Raw genomic sequence first — 20,914 nt, 5'->3', positions numbered from 1 at the left:
AGGGCTTCTCCGGCGAGGTCCGTTACGCGCAGATCGCGGGCGTGCCATGCTAAGGGGTAACCGCCTGATTGACTGAGGCGCGCCTGGTGAGCTCAGCTGGGGACGAGATCTAAGGCACGCAACGATCGTTGCTTCGTTCCTTCTCCGCAACAACAGTAGTCGGGCCATATAAACAGCCAAGTCTTGGCAAGTGGAACGATCACATGATCAACTATGAACAGCTGATGGCGATGAAGAAGCTCGGCCAAACATACAGCTATAGCGCGATGTGCTGCTTTACGCCCTTGCTATCGGCATGGGAGCTGATCCTTTGGACGAGAAGGCGCTCGCTTTTGTGAACGAGGCGGCAGCGATGGCGCGGCCACTGAGAATGGTGCCGACGTTCGCCTCAATCGCAGCCGGCTTCGCCGAACCCGGTGAGTTCAATCTGAGCTTCATCGCGTTGGACGACGAGCGCGATATCACATTCCACAGCACGCTTCCGCCGGCCGCTCATATCACAGCTGACTCTTCCGTGATTGCGGTCTATGACAAAGGTAAGGATAAAGGGGCGATCATCCGCTTCCAAACGGTACTGAAAGCCAGCCGCGGCGAACCGTTGGCAATTTTGGTGACTTCGTACTTTGCGCGTGGGGATGGCGGTTTTGGCGGCCACAGCCCCAGCCACATCAAATGCCCAGCCGAGCCCCCGACCGGATCGTGAACCTTTGCACGCGCTCCCGATCAGGGGCTGATCTACCGGCTTTGCGGCGACCGTCACTCGTTGCATTCCGATCCGGAATCCGCGAAGCAATTTGGGTTTCCGAAGCCAATCCTTCACGGCATGTGCATCTACGGAATCACCTGCCGCGGCATTCTGCAGACCTATGCCGATTATGATCCAAGCGCCTTCAGACAGCGCACGGCACGGTTTTCAGCGCCGGTCTAGCCCGGCGAGACCGTCACGCTGGAGATGTGGAAGGATGACAACGTGATCTCGTTCGAAGCGAGCGTGAAGGAGCGCGGCGTCACGGTTGTCAAGAACGGCATGACAATCCTTCTGACATCCCGTCGAGCTACCGGACAATTTCGCGAAAGTCGCCCGTTCTGCAGCATTTATCCGATCCTAGACGGATTATGCGGTCTTTGTGCCGCGTCAGCTGGATACCCTGCCCTCTACGTAATCATGGAAGTGCCGAATTTGCGGCGTTAGCCCAGACAAAATCAACAAGCATTGAAGCGTCGCTGTGAGGCAGGCTTAAGGAAGGAACTTGCACAACGAGAGGGAGGTCATGACCAAGCGAGTTTTCGGAAGCCGTTCCTTCTGCAACATTATCCGGCGCTCCATGCTTCAATCAGCAGCGGCGCTACTGAGCATGTCCTTGGATGCAAACGCCACCTCGGCGCCGGCCCAGGAGAAGCTTGCAGGCAATGGAGAGGTCGTCGTCTTCAGCTATGGCGGCTCATTTACCGAGGCATCCGACGGTGTGTCTATGAGCCGTTCACGAAAGCCACAGGAATAAAGGTCGTGGATGTGGTTGGCGATTTAGCCGAGCCCCACACTGAAGGCAATGCATCAGGCTGGCCGGGTCGATTGGGACATCGCGTATATCGTCGTGCAGAACTATCCGGCTATGCATGAAGCCGCAATGTTAGTGCCGGTTGACTACACGCTCTGGGATGAAGGGCCCCTCGAAGGAACGCCGCAGCACGCGCGTCTCAAGGATGCAATTGTGGTCTTCCAAACGGCGGGGTGTTGGGTTACAACGAGCGTGCGTTTCCCAACGGCGGGCCGCAAAAATTGGATCAAGAAATTTGCAGGAGCGCGCAGCCTTGAGGCCTGCTTGGCAAGGATACGATCCCGCTTGCGCTGTTGGCCGCCGGGCGTCCCCACCGGGATATCTGGCCCTCGACAGACGAGAAGCTTGACCGCGCATTCGACAAGCTTAACCAGATCAAGCCTTATGTTACTAAGTGGTGGAGTGCAGGCGGTGAAGCGCCTCAACTCTTGATCAACGGCGAATACGCGATGAGTAGCGCGTTCAACGGCCGTGTAACCGCCGCGATTCGAAAGGGAGCTTCGATCAAGTTCATCTGGGAGGGCGCCTGGATGACGTATAGAAATGCAGCGATTCTCAAGGGTGATCCCAATACAGCGAATGCGCAAAAGCTGTTCGCATTCTTGAACCGGGCGCAGATTGCGGCCGGATTTACGGAAGGTACTGGCTATCCCGGGCCGAATACACATCAGATGCAGTATCTCCCAGCCGAGTGGATCCTTCTGCTCAGCATCGATCCGAAAAATGCTTCTAAGGTCATCCCTGAGGACGGCGCTTGGCTCGCGGCCAAGCGACCCGATGGTCAACGCAGATCATGTGCAGGAGCGTTGGCTAGCGTGGCGAGCGCACTGAGCTGGGTAGATTGCTGGGCAGCGCAGAAGCCGAGATGTAACGTGAACGGTTGGTCTCCCTGGACAGCGCATGCGATCGAGGACCAAGTTTTCCAGCACAGTCGCATGGAAATGCTCTTGCGGAAACAACGAGCTTTTCTGAGCCTTCGTTCGCGAAGAGGGACTACGTCCTGCGGCGCCGTTGCAGCCGATGCCTATTTGGTCCATGCAAGCTCAACTGGCTTTGTACCCCGTGGTGCGGTGCTAGGAGTGCAGGATGTTTGTCGATGTCGTCAGCCCTGACGCGGCTGCCGACATTGCTCAGCGTCGACTGCACGGCCCCAACTCTAAAATGGTCTATTTGAGCGCCTGCGGGTTGACGGGCGATCCAAATCCGCCAGTAACCTCCAGGGGCGGAGCTGCAAGCAGGAAGCTGTATCGTCCGTCGGCGGCGCAGTCGGCCGCCAGGGCCTCGAGATTGAACATCTCACCCAGCGGCATGCCCATGTCTCGCAACGTCAGCATGTGGAAGGCGAGCGGCATTTCCGAGCCCATTCCCTCGGCGTCTAATATCTCCACAGCCATGTTGTCGGCGGCTACGGCAGCCAGCGACTTTTCATGAGCCCACTCGGCGCAGGTATAACTGAGGCCCGGTTGCATTCCCATGAAGCTGTCACGGTCCCCGTCCGCGGTGAACCAAAGCATGTGTCCGGTGTGCACCAAAAGGATGTCGCCGGTGTCGACGCTTACGGCTTGCTTCTCGCATGCAGCGTTCAGATCATCGACCGTGATCGCGTAGTCAAGCGGCAGTCGGTCGATCCCCTTCAGCCGTGCAATATCGACGAGTACCCCGCGCGAAACGATGCCGGGGGCTGCCAGGTGGTTGATTCCCATCTTCAGCGCGCCATTTTCGGTGAGGCATTCGCGCGCGCTGCATCCATTGTATAGTTGGCCGTCATAGTGGACGTGGCCGAGCGCGTCCCATTGCGTCGAACATTGCAAGGGCATGTGAATGACGTCATCGGAGTAGCAGACACCTTGCGCCTCAGGGCCCATGGGAGTGAAAAGGTCTGTCGCGTAAATCATCGGATTAAACCGCTTGCGTCCCAGCTGCGGCCCATTCCGATCAAACCGCAGACCCAGGTTAAAGAGCTTGCCGTCACGCACTTCGGCCGCAGCATTCTTCAGCGTTGCTGGTCCGATGTAGTTAAGCGTGCCGCGCTGGTCCGCTTCGCCCCACCGCCCCCAATTGCGCAGTCTATCGGCAAGATAGTCAAAGTTGACGGGCCGCATTGCGCGCTCCTTGTCTAGTTTCGAAGGGGTTGACGAGTTCCGAAAAATGCGGTTCGCGCCTGTGATTTATTCTCCAGGCGCAAATCGCCTTCCTTCAACAGTAGGTTCCGGTCCCTACATCCCGTACTTCTTTCGGACATCCTGCATACCCGCGGCAGGAGCCCGGCTCATCATTTTCATGCTTCCCGAGCATACTATCGGCTTACCAATCGAAGGTCCCTGGCAAAGTGTGCGTGTGAATTTCGCATTGAGCATCATCACGTGCCATGTGCACCGCTGAGTGAATCGCTAAACCCGCGTTGTTTATCTTCGCCTCGTCCTCTTTCTGAATGGCATGCCCTTCTGGGTCGACGGTAACGAGACTAGAGGCAGTGATCTCGTCGAACATCATCCCGTTGGGATTGAGCAAAAAACGATCCATCTTGCCAGGCAGGCGCGCTGACAAGTGGCTGGAGATCAGGTCGTCCATGCCGAGATGGGCGATCAGGCGATAGGCTACAGCCAAATCGCAGCGGATCTCCTATTCCTGGATGGCGGCGTTACACATGGTCGCTTCTCCTCAAGTCACTTGGGAAAGTGACTGAGGATCATAGCAAGGGCCGGGCAAGATTTGCGGTGATGAATGAACTTCGGTCGTGGATATTCCCCTCGTGGCAAATGAAATCTCAGATTTCATCCATTTCTAGACGCTTCCTTGTTGCCTGTTGAAGGCCCCTTTTCAGCGTTGGCCCAAGATTCATAACGAAGGCTGCAGCTCCGTCGTTCGGTTAACAATCAATATGCCTTCGATTGTGGTTTATGGATCGTGGTGATGCAATTAGCAGGCTTCTTGAGCTCGCCACCACCGCAAGAATGTTGCGGCTGAGTGCCCCGTCCGAAATCATGCGCTCACCTTACGTGAGATATGCCGGAGGAAAACGGAGGGGCTTGCTGTTACCGACTCAGGTCCCGACATCGGCGCTTAAGGGCCCTCATGACTAGCTCCGGACGCGCCTACCTACGGATGAGATGGACAAGCGATTTCTTCATGGCCGAAGCGACGATTGCGGAGATCGCCGTAAGTCCATTCTATTGTTCGGTCGCGCTGCGGGCCATTCTTCCGTCCCGGCCACCGATCTCGCAGCCGCCGCGCGCAGGGGCGGTCAAGGCTGGCCGCATTTGCGGCCACCGCATGGCTTGGCCTTGACCGGCCCGAGCACGACGGCACGCTGGCGTGGAACGGGACTGGGTTCCTGGACTGGCTAGACCTTGCCGTCAGCCGCGACTATGGTTGTTGGGCGCGGGCGACCTCGTGGCGAAGCTTGACGCGTCGGCTGCAAGCGTGACCGGATTGCCTATTTTGTCCTGCCGGAGACTGAGGCGCCGCGCGCCGGGTTTTGGCCGCCGCGCTTTCCATTGCGACACGAACCGTTCGTAGCTTCGCTCCGCCTGGGCGGCATCACCATCTCGCGGTCGCGTAGCGCCTTGATGTTGTAGGCATAGGCTGGTCCGCGGCGGCTACCTTTCTATTGTGGATGTCCGGCTTGAAGTTGCATCGCGCGGGTCTTGTTAGCGACCAGCGCTGGCTGCGCCCACAGGTAATCCTCGCGCTTCGTCAGCAAATGTCAGCAGAGCACAGTGAGCTTGCGAGCCAGGGCCACCGCGGCGATCTGATGGCCGCGCCGGGCTCGGAGGCGCACGAAAAAAGCATGCAGTGGCCCGGGCGTCTTGGCCGCTGCCCAAGCCGCCTCGACCAGCATGGCGCGCGCATGACTGCGGCCGATCTTGCTGATATGGTCGTGATGGGCGGCGCCAAGTCCGGACTGCCGCACCCGCGGGTTCAGCCCAAAATAGCTCACCAGCTTGTGCGGACTGTTGAACCGGCCGATGTCGCCGATCGCCGCCATGATGCCGGCACCGAGCGCCAAGTTGACGCCGGTGATCGTCATCAATCTGTTGACCGCGGAATCGTCGATGGCGTCCTGCGCGATCTCGCGGTCGAGCAGGGCCAGATCTTCCGCCAGCCGGTCAAGCTCGCGGACGTGCCGATCGATCGCCGCGCGCTCATCGTCCGGCAACGGTTGGGCGGCCAACCACGCCCGGCCGCGGGCGTTGAAAAGATCGGCATGCGGGCACTTCGGGATCAGGTGCGCGTGCAGGATCGAATGCACCTCGTTCTTGAGCCGCGTGCGATGGCGCACGACCTGGTAGCGCCGCGCCACCAGCCGACGCTTGCGTTCCGTCTCCGCGTCAGGCGTCCAGATCTGCGGCAGGTACCCAGCCGCCTGCAGAGGCGAGCGTGCCGGCATCGATCTTGTCGGTCTTGACGTGAGCCTGGGCGATCGCCTTCACCTGCAGCGGATTGGCGATAATCACCCGTGCCACGAACGGTGCCAGAACCCGCGATACCGCCATGCTGTTGCCGGTTGCGCATTTCGCTGATGGTGAGCGGCGATTTCAGGCGATCGTGAGCAGCTGTTTCGCGCGATGGTGAGCAGCGGCTTTGACCGACATGCGTGATTGGTTCAGGGGTTTGAGTTGGCGTCAAGAGTTTGATTGCGGGCGTTCTGCTTTCGCATGCTTTCTCCGGAGAGTTGCAGACGGTGAGCGTTGTGAACGAGGCGATCCAGGATGGCGTCGCCGAGGGTTGGGTCGCCGATAACGTCGTGCCAATGTTCAACAGGGACCTGACTGGTGACGATGGTGGAGGCGCGACCGTGGCGATCATCGAGGATCTCCAGAAGGTCGCGCCGTTCGGGCGGATTTAGAACTGACAGGCCCCAATCATCGAGGATCAGAAGTTGAACGCGGCCGATGGTTTTGAGCAGCCGGCCATATCGGCCGTCGCCGCGAGCCAGGGCGAGCGCCTCGAACAGGCGCGGGACGCGGTGATACTGGACCGAACGAGTGTCGCGGCAGGCCTTGTGGCCGAGGGCGCAGGCAATCCAGCTTTTGCCGAGCCCGGTTGCCCCTGTGATGAGCAGGTTCTCGTTGCGGTCGATCCAGTCGCCGCCGACGAGTCTGGCGAAGACGCTGCGGTCGATGCCGCGTGGCGTGCGCAAATCGACGTCTTCCACGCATGCGCTCTGGCGTAGCGCGGCGAACTTGAGACGGGTCGTGAGACGTTTGGTGTCGCGCTCGGCGGCTTCGCGATCGACGAGAAGCCCGATGCGCTCCTCGAACGGCAGGGCGTCGAGGTCCGGTGATCGTCGCTGCTCCTCGAAGGCTTTGGCCATTCCGGTCAAGCCAAGCGTGATCAGCCGTTCATGGGTGGGGTGTGTCAGCATTGGAGTCTCCCTGGTTCAGTGGAAATAGCCCTGACCGCGGATGTTGCCGTGGCGCAGGGGCTGGTGGTCGGACGTCTCGTCGAGGGAAAGCGCGATCGAGGCCGCTCTTGAGGATCGAACGGATCGAGGCGACGGAGCGAGCCTTGATCAGGATGCCGCGTCGGCAGGCGGCATCGACGCGCGCATGGTCGTAGCTCCTGGCCAGCGACAGAATACCGAGGCAGGTGCGAAAGCCTTGCTCGGGGTGCGGCCGGGCTTCGATGACGACCTGGAAGAACGCCGCCGTCGATGGACCGATCTTCTCGCCGGCGGCGATCAGCCCTCCCGTTGTCCATTTGCCGTAGCGGCGGTGGGCGCTGGGCATATGATCGGCAATCGTGGTGTGGCCGCGCCGGTTGGGCGCACGGGCGTGGCTGGCGATCCTCTGTCCCTTGTGGAAGACCTCGACGGTCTTGTCGGCGATACGGACATCGACGAGTTCACGGATCAGGCGGTAAGGGGTGGAATACCAATGGCCGTCGATCTCGACGTGATAATCTGGGGCGACACGGCAACGCTTCCAGCGCGCAAAGACGTAGGGCTGGTCCGGCAGTTCTCTCAACCTGGGGCGATCAATCTCGGCGAACAGTTCGGTCCGGCTGGAGCCGAAGCCGCGCATCTGGCGGGCGTTGAGTTCGACGACGAGCCCGCGGATGGCGGTATTGAGCTCCGCCAGGGAAAAGAAGCGCTGGTTGCGCAGGCGGGCCAGGATCCAGCGCTGGGCGATCTGGACTGCGACCTCAACCTTGGCCTTGTCCTTTGGTCGCCTCGGCCGGGCCGCCAGGATCGCGGTGCCGTAATGGCCGGCCATCTCAGCATAGGTGCGGTTGATCCCGGGATCGTAGCGATCGGGGTTGGTCACGGCGGCCTTGAGATTATCGCAGACCACGAACTTCGGCACGCCGCCGAGATACCTGAACAGGCTGGCATGCACGCCGATCCAGTCGGACAGGCTCTCGCTTGGGCAGGCCTCGGCGTAGGTGTAGTTCGAGGCCCCCATCGCCGCGACTTCATGGCGCGCACTTCGCCGGTGATGGGATCGAAGATATCGATGGTGTCGCCGGCGAAATCGACGAATACCTTCTCCCCACCGGCGTGGGTCTGACGCATGCTTGGCCGGGCCCGCTGCTTCCAGGCCTCGAACGTCGTGCAAAACCAGGTATACCAAAGCCGTCCGGATTGGCGGCGCGATACTCTTCCCACAACAGCAGGCGCGTCACGCTGCGGCGGCGCAGCTCCTTCTCGACATAAGCCCAATCCGGTGTCGGGCGCCGGTCGCTTTGCGAGGCTGCCATCGGCGCCGGAAACAGCAGCAGTTCAAGGTTCTCGTCGTCCAGGCCCTCCGGCAGCGGCCAGGTCAGCCCCGCAAGGCGGGCGCGACGCACATAACCGTGTACGACCCCATTGCTCACTCCCAACGTCCGCGCGATGACGCGCTCGGTCAGGCCCTGGTGCCTCAAACGTAGAACTTCTCGGATCCGGCGCATCGACAATCTCTCGGTAGGCATCAGGCTTCCTCATTGGTTGAATGAGAAATCCGTAGGCCGGTTGAGTTGTCGGTCGAAGCGTCCGGCACCGCCAAACGTTGCTCACGATCGCCTGAAATCGCTGCTCACGATCCTCTGAAATCGTTGCTCACGATGCGCTGAAATCCGTGCTCACGATCCCGCGAAACGCGCATGCCGGTCGCTTCGAGCACCACCTCATCACTGGCCAACAGGGTCTTGCCAAATCATCGAGCGCTGTCCGTGTCATATCAATGCGGCCTGCATGTCGGAGCTTGCCGTCTTCCCAAAACACCACCTCCCCAAAAGTTCGGTGGACGTCGATGCCAATCACCCGTCGCATTTGCACCTCCTGCTTGATATGACGGGAGCTACGGGCGACACGACAACTACGGATCGCGCTCTCAGCGCAACCGGGCGGGTCGCAGAGGCGGCCAGCTACTAACTCGAGCTCTCGGCTCATCGTATGCATCGGCCTGCCCGCACATCGTGCTCCCGGTGCCTCTGTCAAGATGGTCGCACCATACGCCACGATGTAGAACACCGCAGCGGAACGTTTGCACCGAGAAATCTCATACCGGTTACTAATATGATTGCTGTCGGAACAGCTGACGATCGACCTGCCGAAATGTAAGGCGGTGAGCCATGATCCGCCTTGCCAGCATCAATGGTTGTAGTTGCTAACTGTGCAAGGGCGACTACCCACAAGGATCGAGTGTCGGTCGCGGTCAAGGAGTACCAGCCCGTCAGCTCGGTACCGACCTTCTTGATAACCGTGGCTGGCGCGAGCCAGTGCATCGTCCCTCCAGGCGAGAGAGGTATCAGCTGGTCGATGCCATGGCCAGCCGACAGAGGTCCGTGATGCTATAGACTGGGAGCTTCGCAATGCGGCGGATCGCTGGAGCGACGATCGGAAAGGCCGCACATTCAAACAGGATAGTTGCGATCTCCGGATGCTGTGAGCGGAGACGTTCGATGCAGTTGGCGACGTCCGCTTCGATGGCGGCAACATCCAGGGGCGGCGCCGGACGTTTCAGCTCGTCATGCCAGAACTTACCCCCTTCGATGCCGCCGATTACAATCCTGGCTCGCTCAGACCGAGCGTCGATCCCGAGCAGATCTTCGCTGCAATAAGTCGAGTCATAGGTCAGGACGGCGATCTTTGCGCGCCAGGGCAATTGACGGAGCAATGTGGGTAACAGCAGCAGACTGGACATGACAACCGGCACGTCAACCGAAGCCGCCACTGCTGGTTGATGCCTGACAGAGAAGCCACAGGTCGAACTTATCGCGACCGCGCCCCGATCGACCAGTCGTCGAGCTGCGGCTATAAATGCCGGCTCGAGCGCCAGATCACCACGAACGACGTTCTCCACCCAAGCTCCTGCGACGGTTTCCGAAATCGTCGGAAAGTCGAACGTCGCCGGGTTCAGCATCGAGCCGGGCGCCGGAGCAGGCAGAGAGGCGCCGGGTGACAGCCCCCGTTCCAGGTGCAAGATGCCGAAAGAGCGTGGCGCCAAGTGCGAGGTCATATCTTAACCCTAAAACAATCTAGCGCAGGATTATCCAAAGAGACCCCTCGTACAGGCGAATTATGCGGTTCTTGAACAAGCCGGTGTTCGAGCGAATGGCTTAGAGGCGAGCCTAAATACAGATTTCGTGCGGTGGTTCATTCGATAGGCCCGGGCGGAGTGTTCGAAGGCGCCCATCTCCTATAAAGCGAAAGTTTGCGCCAGCTTGTGTTCCAGCCAGGCGAAAATGTCGTTGTCGCAGGCTGCAAAGTTCTCGGACTCACCGCCCAAATTCGGTTCTACCGGCGGCATTAACAACTTGAGATCGAGCCGCGCCGCTGTGCAGTCGGATTCTAGTTTGATGCCTTCTGGGACGCTGACGATGCTGTGTCCACCTACAACTACGAGAATCGGGCATTTTAATCGTCGCGCCAATCGCGAGCGATGTGCTGAAGCCAACTGATCATCCAGCAGGTGAGAGGTTCCTGTCATCCACGAGATGGATGCCTTAGTACGAGCCCAATTCCATATGCCGCCATCGCAAACCGCCGCAGCGATGCGGCGGTCAGCTAGCGCGGAATCGGTTGCTAAGGCGGCCGACAGCCCTTCACCGTAGATCCCGATTCGAGACGCATCAACTTCCGGCTGAGCAGACAAATAGTCCAAGCAAGAAGAAAGGATTTCTGATCGTCCATGCCGACTCGTCGAAACGTCGTCGTAAGCGACGACGAGCGCCGCCATGCCTCGGCTTGCGATCACAGGCAGGAGTCGTCCAAGCAGCATCGCTCCCGTTTCATCTTCCCTGCTTATGCAAATCACTGCTGGGGCACATAGGTCGGGCCGGCCCGCCGACACGTAGTAGGCGGGCAGCTTGCGTTCATCCCAAGACGGGATTTCGACGCGGCGCACCCTGTGCTCGAGAGAACCGAAATGGCTGATGCCAGCTTCCAGTTTGGCCAAAACGTCTCCCGCTTGTGGATCGTCTTCGTCGACCAGTCGTCTGGCAACTTCAAACGCGGTTAGTGCGCAAAGCCAAGATTCCGCCGCCGCATCGAAGGTCCCGCGTTCAACATTCAGGCCTCCTAACAGGCAGTGAGCATCTCCAATGTTCGTCCATCTTGCGACGAGGTGCCGCCGGCTGGTCGCCTCGTAACGCCCAGAGAAGCTAGCTAGGAATAGCGCGGCACTTCGCCTTGTGGACTTAAGGCTGTCCGTCACTTCAGGCCAAGCAGCGCACAGCATTGGTTTCACCCCTTGTGTGGATCGTGACCAATCGCTCAAGACCGCCCTACAAACTTGAGCAGTGGAGGGCGCTGACCCCGTCGACGTTGACTGCAGGCTTCAGATTCCGCTTATGTCAGCTCCGAATTCTAGGGATCATCAAAGCTGACGCGCCCCGATCTACGGGGGCGCGCCGCCGAAATTCTGCGTTGTTTCGTAAAATGCGCAGTATTTCCAAGCTTGCGCAAAAGTCGGCCTCAGAAGTGCCGGGCAGGTTTGCGGAAGGAGCGATCACCCCATTGCTGGTCATCATAATCGGCGGTGCCTGCTTTCGGGCGGGCCATTCCGAGGATCGTCAAATGCGTCCCGAGCTCGATCAAGCGCCGCGCTACAATAGCCCAAGATTCAATTTTTGATGCGCAAGCCGGCTGTTCTTGGCGATCGATGCCAGTCGTTTGTTGAGGTAGTCCAAGGACTCTTCGTCGAGACCGGCAAGCATCGTGGAATGAAGTGCCTGTCTCTTGTCTGACAATTTCGCTATTTCCGTTTGAGCCTTTTGGGTCAGCGATATCTGCAGGTATCTCGCATCGTCGGACGATATCACTCGGGCGAGAAGATCCATCTGCTCGAGCTTCTTCGTTTGGTTTGTTACAAAGGCGGGATGGATCCGCAGCTTGTTTGCAACCGCAATTCCGGAGACGCCGCGACCATCGTCCAGTTCGTCAATGGCCATAAGGATTAGCCACTGCGGTTCGGTTATTCCTAAAAGCTCCGCCCAGCTCTTGTGTATTTCTTCGAGTTGAGAGTGGATCTCGACGATGTTCCAGATCAGGTCTCTAACGGCTCGATCGAATTGTTCTTTTTCGGCCATGGCTGCTTTCGCGCTTGCTCATTGTCACGAGGGAAGAGGCGTCGCGGACGACTCAGGGGGGCGGTAGCCGATCCTATCCATCGCAAGTTGCCTGAAACAGCGCGCATAGGACATAGGCACTATGTAACAGAACAATTGACATGTACAATTAATTATGCATATTATTGCGCGACCACGCGACCGCTCTCAGCGGATATCCTCCAAGCAGAACCCCCGAGATGCCCCTCGGGGGTTTCTTTTTTGTGCATTTCGCACTGAAGGGCGCTTTTGGCGCCGCGGCTCCGCTGTGTTGCTCGGTTGCATCATGCCGGCAGCAATCTAATAGCACCCGAAATTAATTAATTGCACAAATTGATGATAGAAACTAAACCGCTGCGTGACAGCGAGGAGGTCCTCGAAGTCGTTCCGTCATGCACCTGGCCCTGGGGCGAGGTGACTGAGCGGATCTTTGAAGGACGGAAACGCGGTTTTCCAACTTAGAGGGTCATCTATGACAGTGATGAAGGGTATTATCCTTGGGTCTGCGGCAATGTTCGTGGGGGCTGGAGCGCAGGCTGCCGATCTCCCCGTCAAGGCCAAGGCTATCCAATACGTAAAGATCTGCTCGCTGTATGGTGCTGGCTTCTACTACATTCCCGGCACCGACACGTGCATCAAGCTGGGGGGGTATCTGCGGGCGGATACCATGCTGGCCACCAACGCGGACTTCGACGCCGCCAGCAGTGGTGTGGCTGGTGCGCGCAATCGGCTTAGCAACTATTACACGACGCGAACTCGCCAAGATCTGAAGATCGATACGCGCACCGCGACCGAGTACGGCGTTGTTCGCACATATGCTGAGTTGGTGTTCACTTGGACGGCGGGCACCTACAGTGGTTCCGGTACTGGTGGGACGGCCTATACCTCATCGACCGGTTCTCAGATCGCTGGTGGTTCGCTGGGCGTCTATAACGCGTTCATTCAGTTCGCCGGCTTCACGTTCGGCAAGTCGGTTTCCCAGTTCTCCACGCCTTGGGCGCAATACCCGGCGAACAACTTTGAATTGGTGGGCAGCGGTGGCTATGACTGGGTAAATCAGGCCACCTACACGGCCGACTTTGGTCAAGGAATCACAGCGGCGTTTTCAGCCCAGGACCAAGTCCAGAACTACACCACGAACATTTGGAACGTCAGCGGTGCAACGGCCGCGGGAAATGCGAGCGGTGCGTACGGTACCAACGATATCGGAGGTAGTCGCGCTCCAGACCTCGTTGCAATGCTTCGTGTTGACCAAGCCTGGGGCCTCTTCCAGGCGTCAGTCGCCGCTCATGACAACCATGCTGCCTATTATGGTGCGACCGAGATGACTGGACACCCGGGCGACAAATGGGGTTGGGCTGGTCAGCTCGCGGTGTCGATCAAGAATCTTCCGACTGGACCTGGTGATACAATCAACTTGACGGGCGTATACACCAACGGTGCGAGCCGGTACAACTTCCAGGACTATTTGTCGACCACCTACGCCATGTATGGCGGTACGAGTGTGGCTGGTGCGTACCAGAGCTTGGGCATTGCCGGTGTATCTGATTCCGTCTTCGTCACCGGTTCCGGTCAGGAGTTGACCAAGACATATGGCTTCAATGGCGGCTACACTCATAACTGGGATCCGTATTGGAATACGTCCGTCTTCGGCGCGTGGGCTGCTGTGCGGCATAACAACACAGCCAAGGGGTATATCTGCGGAGCTTTCGTCGCAAATCTAGCGCTCTCGAGCGGCGTTGGCGGGTGCAACCCCGACTTCAACTACGCAGTGATTGGCACCAAGACGTCCTGGACCCCGGTCAACAATCTGACCTTTACGGGTGAGCTTGCGTACATGATGCTCGATCAGAAGTACGCGAGCGGAAGCACAGTGACCCTTCCAGTCCAGGCGGGCGTCGCAAAGCCTGGTACGGTTTATGAGCTGAAGGATCAGAACAGCTTGGTGCTGCTGCTCCGCGCTCAGCGAAATTTCTAAGTCGTCACTTCAGCGAAAGGAGCAAGGAACAGGCTCTCAACTGACCTCCAGAGGCCTCCGGCATGCCCGCCGGGGGCCTTTCTCGTTAGAACATGACTGCCGTCCGCGGCTCAATTGGTCAGCTTCGAGGAGTCGTTCACTCTCGCACTAAGAACATGCTTCCCGACGCGAGATTTATTGAGCAAGAACTTTCGTTTTGGCGCGCGAACGGAGCGGTCGAAATTGGGTCAGTTTTGATCTTCCAAAGGTCCCCAATCCCGTCATCGCCGCCACGGCTCAGGTATGATGTGAGGCTGGCGACGGGGCACACGTCCTATGCGAACGAAGGAATCGGACTACTATGAGTAGGATGCGGCAACAGAAATCAACATCCAGTTCGCTTTGCCCGGCGGGCTTCCGGCGGGAGGGCCCGCACCGACCCGATCACAAACGCGGAATTTCGACGGATAAATCTCTTATTTAGAGGAATTCACCTTTGCGAGGTTCTCTATTGTGCTGCGATTAAGATCTTTCAGGTCCTGGAGGACACGTACGGCGGCCATCACCTAACGCTCGAGCAGAATCGAGAAATTTGCTTCCAGATGAAGGTGACGTAGCGATCGTTCTAAGCTTGCCGAATGTGCGCGCTCTCCTGAAACGACTTCAGATGCCAACAAACCAAGGAGCTAAGGGAATGTCCATCAGCAAAGGACCGCAGGTGTTTCCGCGCACGGAGTATTTGCGAAGGCTTACCGCAGTAAAAGCAGAAATGGTCAAGCGCGAAGTCGACGTCCTTCTCGTCACTTTCGATCGCAGCATCAATTATCTGACCGGCTACACCGCGCGTTCCGCCTATGTCCCGCAAGCCCTTGTGATCTCGGTGCACGAAGAGGAGCCGACGCTTATCCTGCGTCTTATGGATGTGCCCGCGGGCATTCATCTGACGTTTCTGAAGCGGAACAAGATTGTTGGATATCCCGAATCGCTCGTGGGCAACCCCGAGAAGGATGGTTACGACGCCGTCATCGATTTTCTTCAGGAAGCGAACCTCACGAACCGTGGAGTCGGACTCGAATCGGGGCAGCTTCCAGCGCGAGCGGCGGATACTTTCAAGAGGCGACTGCCCGATGCTAGATTCGTGGATTGTACGCACGTGGTCACATGGATTCGCGTCATTAAGTCCGATCTTGAAATAGCTCTGATGAAAGAGGCCGCCGCGATTGCCGATGCGGGTATGATGCGGGCGGCCGATGTCATACGTCCAGGAGTGCATGAAGCTGACGCCGTTGCCGAGATCCTTTCGACGTTAGCGCGCGGTGCAAATGGCAAGCGCGGAACGGGGATTGCGAACATCTTCATGTGTTCCTCACCGCGCACCGGAACAAGCCACATTATTTGGAGCGACGACATCTTCCGCCAGGGTTCGCAAATCAATCTGGAACTCGGTGGCGTGCGCCACACCTATACGGCGGCGGTTATGCGTACGTTCTCCATTGGCAAGCCTTCCGACCGTCTGCGCCGCCTACACGAGGCTGAGGTCGCCGGCTTGGAGGCTGCGCTGGATAAAGTCCGACCAGGAGCAACCTGCAGCGACGTCGCCGAAGCATTCAATCGCACGATTGGGAAGTCGGGCTTTCAGAAAGAATCCCGCTGTGGCTATGGCATCGGCATCGATTGGAACGAGGCGGTCACGAGCCTTAAGGAAGGGGACATGACGGTTCTGAAACCCAACATGACTTTCCACCTGATGCTCGGTAACTGGATCGATGAGGATTTTGGCTATGTCCTTAGTGAGACGTTCCGGGTCACGGACTCCGGCGCTGACGTGTTGACCCAGGTGCCACGCCAAATTTTCGAGATTTAACTCGACTGCGGGTTCTTCCGATCAGGAGCCTGCCGCGCGGAAAGCCGCTCTGCTTGGGAAGGTTGCCGCGATGTTGCCAACATGCTCGCTGGATGCTTGCACTTAATAGCTTCCAGTTGGCGGCCGCCGCTCTTCCCCGCTTCAGAGTACTCATGAGACCCGTTGATGATTCCTTCTGACCCGGCCTCTTTCTTTGTGCAGGGGACCTCGTTCGGTGCGGATTCGCCATTCCGTCATTCACCTCATCGGGGTGGTAGCGGCCTGTGTTGCGATGCGGTTGCGCGCTGGGAGGCTGATCACACCAAGCTTGATGCCGGTGAGCTGGTCGCCTCGATTACTGGCCCGTTCCTAGCCTTACGCCGGGCCGCACCGCGGTCCCTTCCTTCGTGCACAATTTCGGCATATTCGCTCCCATTTCGAAGCTATTCGGCCCAAACTCTCGTTAAGACTCTTGCCTCTGAAGCGGAGAAAAACAGTGATGGGAGCGGAGATGAAAGGTTCTTCGACGGCGCACATCAACCGTGATCTGTTAAGATCGGTGCAAGGTCAAATCGCCTTTGCTCGACGCTCGCCGAGCGAGAACGCTCCAGCAATTGTCGTGCGGGGATCAGATGGGCCCTTGGTGAGCTATGACGTCACCATACGCGACGCGCGTCCGATCGTGGACGACCTTTCTCTCGACAGAGAAGGGTTTACTCTTGTTCAGCACAAGATTTCCTGTGCGAGCGAACGCGATCCGGAGGTCATGCGCGACAGGTATCTCGAAGAAATGGTCTCGTTCATCAAGGACTATTTCAAAGCGTCGTGGGTCGTACCCAAGCGAGACGCCGTTATCATTCGCTCTGCTGGCGGGAGCTCTGTTCCGCCGGCAGAGAAGGGGACCCGTCTATTCAGGCCGTGTGTGGCCGGCTTTGCTCATATCGATTATGCCCCAATCGCCGGCCCGGTGATGGCGGCGCGGGAAGATCAACTCCAGGGCACTCCAATCCGGGCCTATTCTCGATTGATGATCATTCAAGCTTGGCATGCTCTCTCGGAGCCTCCGCAGGACTTTCCCCCGGCGTTCTGCGATGGCAACTCGGTCGTGGACACGGACCTGGTCGATACCGTTTACGAGAACGATGACGTCAAGCATAAGATGTGGCTTGTTCACTATAGTCCGGTTCACCGCTGGTATTACTTCCCGGAGATGACCTCGGATGAGTTCGCTCTGTTTAAGGGATATGATTCCGAAGACGATCACAATCCCCGGTCCGCTCATGCAGCGTTCGACAATCGTCGCGCTTACCCAAATGCAAACCCCCGCAAGAGTGTCGAGGCTCGCTTCTTCGTTTACTACGACTGAGGGCCGTTCTTGTTGTCGATAATCACTGCGCGAGTTCATGGAGGAACTTGCGGAAGTCCAGTTGAAGGGGAGACGTTCTTTCGATGAGCACAGTTCTGATCACGGGCGCGAATCGAGGTATTGGCCTTGCGCTTGCGCGACAATACGCAAGCGAGGGTGCTGATGTTTTTGCGTGCTGCCGCGATCCAGCGAAGGTCGACGACCTCAAAGAAATCGCCGCGTCATCCAGCGGTCGCGTGCGGATCATCCCACTCGACGTAGCCGACGAGTCCTCGATTGAGACCCTTAAGCGCACCGTGGGCGATCAGCCAATCGACATCCTCATCAACAATGCCGGAATCAGCGGTCTATCGGCCGATCGCATCGAGGCCGATGGCTATATGACCACTATGCGCGTCAATGCCCTGGCACCTATGCTCATCGCGCAGACCATGCACGACAATTTGAGAAGCAGCATTCAGAAAAAGCTAGTGGCAATCACCAGCATTATGGGCTCCACCAGCAGCGCCGGGAGCGGCAAGTATGCTTATCGAGCCTCGAAGGCGGCACTCAACAATGGCATGCGTGGCTTGTCGCGCGCCTGGGACCGTGATGGGATCCTGGTGGCCTTACTAAATCCTGGTTATGTGCAAACGGAAATGGTCAAAGGTCAGGTTGCTTTTATATCGGCTGAAGAGTGTGCGCGCGGCCTTATCGCTAGGATCGCGGAACTCACGCCAGCCACCAGCGGCATTTTTCAGGACTACCGCGGTGTGAGGATTCGCTGGTGAAAGTTTCGCTTCAGACCAAGATCTGAGGTGCTAGCTATGATTTTCCATGCCCGCCCAAGTAAGGGGCGGTCCGAATTGCCAGTCGCGCTCGCCCTCAGAACCGAGATCATGGCCAGCATTCTGGCCTGCATTGGAGATCCACCCGCAGCGCGCGCAAATATCGCAACAGCAATGTCGCATATGGGCACATTTGCGACTAATAGCGTAAAGAGCGGCTCAGCGTCCTTCATTAGGTTCGGCGTTCGCGCATGACATGTGGGCATCTTGACGACTTCACGCAGAAGCGAGGGCATCAAACATCCGTGGTGCCGCACCGGCCCTATGCAGCCGTGGGGTAAAGCCGGCACCAGAAAATGGCGAGGGCCCCGGCGACCGCGCATGGAGCGGGGTCACGAATGCGCTCCACTGACGTTCTCCAGGAATGAAATATGAATGCTGTTTGATGGAGAGGCCATTGCTGAGACCCTTCGGGCTGGCATCGCACGAGATGGTTGATGCTGCGGTTTCACGTCGAGGTTTGCCCTTTTCGGCAAATCACGACGTCACGCATATTTCGCCGTCCCGGAATCCTGTTTCCGGGAGTAAGGTCGCGCAGGTAGATCCCCAGCGAGCGATCTGACCTGAGTGTTATCGCTGTTTAGCGTGCGTTTCGCGCAATCGCTCTGGGGCGCATAACCGACGCGCGTGCGGTAGCTGCGAGAAAGTGACTTGCACTTGTGAAACCGCAAGCAAGTGCAATCTCGAGAACCGAAAGGCTGGTTTGCCGGACCAGATGCCGCGCGCGATCCAGCCTCAGCGCCAAATAGCACTCGCCGAGAACAACCGAGATGCTGGCGGAAGAGCCGCTCGGGATGTCACAGGGAGACATTCCCCATACCAGGTCTTCGCGCGAAAGAGGATTTTCCATGCCCAAGCCGGCTGATCACGCGCACCAGAGCTGCGCGCGTAATCCCAAGCCGTTCCCGCAACTGTATTCGCTGAGGACCGGACCCTTCGCGAACGTGAGTCTGCAGAAACCACTTGCTAACAGCGATTGCCAACGTGGTGCCATGTTCACGGGCAATAATGGCATGCATCATATCTAACGGCGCGGTGCCGCCACTCGATGTCAATCGATCGGATCGATCTCGTACAGAGCGCGCCGCAGATCAAGTTCGGGATAATCCTCGATGAATGCCGGCGCATGCTCCCAGTAAAGAGCGAATCTGGTCCGCCGAGCAAATCCGCTCGCGGTAGAATATAGGAACCACCGGCTACTCCGCCTATCTTGACGCCGCGCCGAGCAAGTTGCCTCAGCCAAGCGAAGGTTGGCGCGTGCTTGAATAGCGCGGGGTCGCCGCCAGCGCAGACAAAAAGATAATCAAACTGCTCCTTTGTCGCGACAGACAAGTCCGAGTGGATGCGTACGCCGTTGGACGCCGCGGCTGGTTCGCCGTCGATTGAGATGTGGCTCCAGCGGTACAACACGCGACCCGACAGACGATTTGCGGCCCGCAGTGGTTCTATTACGGACACATACCGCAGCATCACAAAGTCAGGCATGAGCAGATTTTGTTGCAAAAGTCAGTTGAGACAGGCCTCGAAGCATAATTCCGTTGTGTTGACGCGATTCTCGTTGAGGTCGATCCATGATGGGCCGTCTGAAGAATGAACAAAGTCAACTGGTCCACGAGTTTCGTCTTGGCGACACGGTCCCCGAAGATCACCTTGTGCGGAAGATCGACACTGCTCTCGATCTGTCCTGGCTTCGCGGTGAACTAACGCCTCATTATTCGTCGATGGGGCGCCCGTCGATCGATCCGGAACTGATGATCCGGATGCTGGTCGTGGGGTATGTCTTTGCGATCCAGGCATCCCGCTCCATTCGGCAGGCCGAGGTCGGCGCGGCAAAGACCATGATCGAGCGAACAGAGGAGCGCTTCGGCTTCAAGCCTGAGCGGCTTGTCGGAGATACCGCTTACGGGGCAGCTCCGATGCTGAACTGGCTGGTCGAGGAGAAAGGTATCGCGCCACATATTCCTGTGTTCGACAAATCGAAGCGGGACGTTGGCACCTTCTCGCGTAGCGACTTTCGATATGACCCGACGAGCGACGTTTACCATTGCCCAGGCGGGAAGCGGCTCGGCACGAGTGGCACCGTGCACGAGGGCAAGACGCTTCTGTATCGCGCCAGCAAGCTCGATTGCGGTATATGCCCGCTCAAGCCGCAGTGCTACCCAAAGGAACCATCGCGCAAGATCCCGCGAGACATCCATGAGCGCGCCAAAGATGTTGCCCGGTCATTCGCTGGCACCGAGGGCTTCGAGAAGTCGCGTCGCGAGCGCAAGAAGATCGAGATGCGGTTTGCACACTTGAAGCGCATCCTGAAGCTCGGCCGGCTTCGACTTCGTGGTCCACAAGGCGCCCAGGATGAGTTCGTTCTGGCTGCCATCGCCCAGAACCTGCGGCGGCTCGCATCGCTGGTTGCGCGAGCGCCTCCCGCTCAGGCTCTGCGTATTGCGTAGCGTATGAGTTGCGTAGAAAGTGCCGGGGTCGGGGACCAAACCCCGTCGCCCAGGTGAAATGGCCGAACCGCATCATCGGTCACAGCCGACTTTTGCAACAAAATCAGCAGAAGCCGACATGAGCCGTCGGTTCAGGTGGGCTGTCGTTCTGAGGCAATCGAACGTCGCTGGTGATCATGCGGGCGAAACTACTCCTGCCAATCTAGGTCAGACAAGCTTGGCCTCTGCGGCCAGCACCATCCACTTTCAAACCTGCCAAATGCCCTATTCCATCTTCTCTTCTCCCTGATCGCCCAGACCATGAAGAGTCATACAGGTTGGCAACCCGCCTGGCGCGCTGCCGTAACCCGCATACGACGTCCTGATCATCGGGGATGGCGGC

15 protein-coding genes and 2 pseudogenes are annotated in these 20,914 nt (G+C 58.4%); 8 read left to right on the top strand and 9 right to left on the bottom strand.

Annotation, left to right across the window (positions count from 1 at the left end; all coding sequences use genetic code 11):
* Window positions 1-203 precede the first annotated feature (203 nt).
* The 3 genes and pseudogenes from IVB07_RS32270 to IVB07_RS32260 form a co-directional block, all read left to right on the top strand.
* Window positions 204-1,039 (top strand): annotated as a pseudogene (locus IVB07_RS32270) (MaoC/PaaZ C-terminal domain-containing protein); the annotation flags it as partial.
* Window positions 1,040-1,271: 232 nt separating this feature from the next.
* Complete coding sequence (locus IVB07_RS32265; RefSeq protein ID WP_247767028.1) at window positions 1,272-1,502, top strand: hypothetical protein; 231 nt, start codon at window positions 1,272-1,274, stop codon at window positions 1,500-1,502.
* Window positions 1,503-1,852: 350 nt separating this feature from the next.
* Window positions 1,853-2,671: an extracellular solute-binding protein gene (locus IVB07_RS32260; RefSeq protein WP_247767026.1), complete on the top strand. Its 819-nt coding sequence runs from the start codon at window positions 1,853-1,855 to the stop codon at window positions 2,669-2,671.
* A gap of 54 nt (window positions 2,672-2,725) precedes the next feature.
* Here the strand turns inward: IVB07_RS32260 and IVB07_RS32255 are convergent, their stop codons facing one another.
* From IVB07_RS32255 to IVB07_RS32220, 9 genes and pseudogenes are all read right to left on the bottom strand, one after another.
* On the bottom strand, window positions 2,726-3,661 hold the full coding sequence (locus tag IVB07_RS32255) for a cyclase family protein (protein WP_247767025.1): 936 nt from the start codon (window positions 3,659-3,661) through the stop codon (window positions 2,726-2,728).
* Window positions 3,662-3,863: 202 nt separating this feature from the next.
* Entirely contained in the window at window positions 3,864-4,166 is a 303-nt protein-coding gene (locus IVB07_RS32250) for a class II aldolase/adducin family protein (protein ID WP_247767024.1), read from the bottom strand.
* 1,099 nt (window positions 4,167-5,265) lie between these two features.
* A complete protein-coding gene (locus IVB07_RS32245) occupies window positions 5,266-5,862 on the bottom strand; it encodes an IS110 family transposase (protein WP_247767016.1) in 597 nt (198 codons plus the stop codon).
* 28 nt (window positions 5,863-5,890) lie between these two features.
* Window positions 5,891-6,025, bottom strand: coding sequence for a hypothetical protein (locus IVB07_RS40510; RefSeq protein ID WP_256470631.1), 135 nt, complete (start codon window positions 6,023-6,025; stop codon window positions 5,891-5,893).
* Window positions 6,026-6,165: 140 nt separating this feature from the next.
* Entirely contained in the window at window positions 6,166-6,927 is a 762-nt protein-coding gene (gene istB / locus IVB07_RS32240) for an IS21-like element helper ATPase IstB (protein ID WP_247356441.1), read from the bottom strand.
* Between the two features lie 15 nt (window positions 6,928-6,942).
* Window positions 6,943-8,474 (bottom strand): annotated as a pseudogene (gene istA / locus IVB07_RS32235) (IS21 family transposase).
* 818 nt (window positions 8,475-9,292) lie between these two features.
* The gene (locus IVB07_RS32230; RefSeq protein WP_346659446.1) at window positions 9,293-9,907 is read right to left on the bottom strand and encodes a hypothetical protein; all 615 of its coding nucleotides are present in this window, start codon (window positions 9,905-9,907) and stop codon (window positions 9,293-9,295) included.
* Between the two features lie 276 nt (window positions 9,908-10,183).
* Window positions 10,184-10,942 (bottom strand): S9 family peptidase, encoded by a 759-nt coding sequence (locus IVB07_RS32225; protein WP_247766996.1) that lies wholly within the window; start codon window positions 10,940-10,942, stop codon window positions 10,184-10,186.
* A gap of 649 nt (window positions 10,943-11,591) precedes the next feature.
* Window positions 11,592-12,074, bottom strand: coding sequence for a MarR family transcriptional regulator (locus IVB07_RS32220; RefSeq protein WP_247766988.1), 483 nt, complete (start codon window positions 12,072-12,074; stop codon window positions 11,592-11,594).
* Window positions 12,075-12,564: 490 nt separating this feature from the next.
* Here IVB07_RS32220 and IVB07_RS32215 point away from each other — a divergent pair, with 490 nt between their 5' ends.
* The 5 genes from IVB07_RS32215 (at window position 12,565) to IVB07_RS32195 (ending at window position 20,532) form a co-directional block, all read left to right on the top strand.
* The gene (locus tag IVB07_RS32215) at window positions 12,565-14,070 is read left to right on the top strand and encodes a porin (protein WP_247766986.1); all 1,506 of its coding nucleotides are present in this window, start codon (window positions 12,565-12,567) and stop codon (window positions 14,068-14,070) included.
* Window positions 14,071-14,743: 673 nt separating this feature from the next.
* Window positions 14,744-15,913, top strand: a complete 1,170-nt coding sequence (locus IVB07_RS32210) for a Xaa-Pro peptidase family protein (protein WP_247766984.1) — start codon at window positions 14,744-14,746, stop codon at window positions 15,911-15,913.
* Between the two features lie 478 nt (window positions 15,914-16,391).
* Entirely contained in the window at window positions 16,392-17,258 is an 867-nt protein-coding gene (locus IVB07_RS32205) for a CmcJ/NvfI family oxidoreductase (RefSeq protein ID WP_247767824.1), read from the top strand.
* 83 nt (window positions 17,259-17,341) lie between these two features.
* A complete protein-coding gene (locus IVB07_RS32200) occupies window positions 17,342-18,028 on the top strand; it encodes an SDR family oxidoreductase (protein ID WP_247766982.1) in 687 nt (228 codons plus the stop codon).
* A gap of 1,628 nt (window positions 18,029-19,656) precedes the next feature.
* Window positions 19,657-20,532: a transposase gene (locus tag IVB07_RS32195; protein ID WP_247766980.1), complete on the top strand. Its 876-nt coding sequence runs from the start codon at window positions 19,657-19,659 to the stop codon at window positions 20,530-20,532.
* Window positions 20,533-20,914 lie beyond the last annotated feature (382 nt).

Origin of the sequence: Bradyrhizobium sp. 172, from assembly GCF_023101065.1 — a bacterium.
Taxonomy (GTDB): Bacteria; Pseudomonadota; Alphaproteobacteria; order Rhizobiales; family Xanthobacteraceae; genus Bradyrhizobium; species Bradyrhizobium canariense_D.
Note: the sequence above shows the minus strand (reverse complement) of the source record. Positions and strands in the feature narration are given on the sequence as shown.

Excerpts from the sequence above, each read along its gene's own strand:
- IVB07_RS32265 (WP_247767028.1), top strand. The coding sequence starts at position 1,272 with ATGACCAAGCGAGTTTTCGGAAGCCGTTCCTTCTGCAACATTATCCGG.
- IVB07_RS32255 (WP_247767025.1), bottom strand. The coding sequence starts at position 3,661 with ATGCGGCCCGTCAACTTTGACTATCTTGCCGATAGACTGCGCAATTGG.
- istB (WP_247356441.1), bottom strand. The coding sequence starts at position 6,927 with ATGCTGACACACCCCACCCATGAACGGCTGATCACGCTTGGCTTGACC.
- IVB07_RS32230 (WP_346659446.1), bottom strand. The coding sequence starts at position 9,907 with ATGCTGAACCCGGCGACGTTCGACTTTCCGACGATTTCGGAAACCGTC.
- IVB07_RS32220 (WP_247766988.1), bottom strand. The coding sequence starts at position 12,074 with ATGGCCGAAAAAGAACAATTCGATCGAGCCGTTAGAGACCTGATCTGG.
- IVB07_RS32215 (WP_247766986.1), top strand. The coding sequence starts at position 12,565 with ATGACAGTGATGAAGGGTATTATCCTTGGGTCTGCGGCAATGTTCGTG.
- IVB07_RS32210 (WP_247766984.1), top strand. The coding sequence starts at position 14,744 with ATGTCCATCAGCAAAGGACCGCAGGTGTTTCCGCGCACGGAGTATTTG.
- IVB07_RS32205 (WP_247767824.1), top strand. The coding sequence starts at position 16,392 with ATGGGAGCGGAGATGAAAGGTTCTTCGACGGCGCACATCAACCGTGAT.
- IVB07_RS32200 (WP_247766982.1), top strand. The coding sequence starts at position 17,342 with ATGAGCACAGTTCTGATCACGGGCGCGAATCGAGGTATTGGCCTTGCG.
- IVB07_RS32195 (WP_247766980.1), top strand. The coding sequence starts at position 19,657 with ATGATGGGCCGTCTGAAGAATGAACAAAGTCAACTGGTCCACGAGTTT.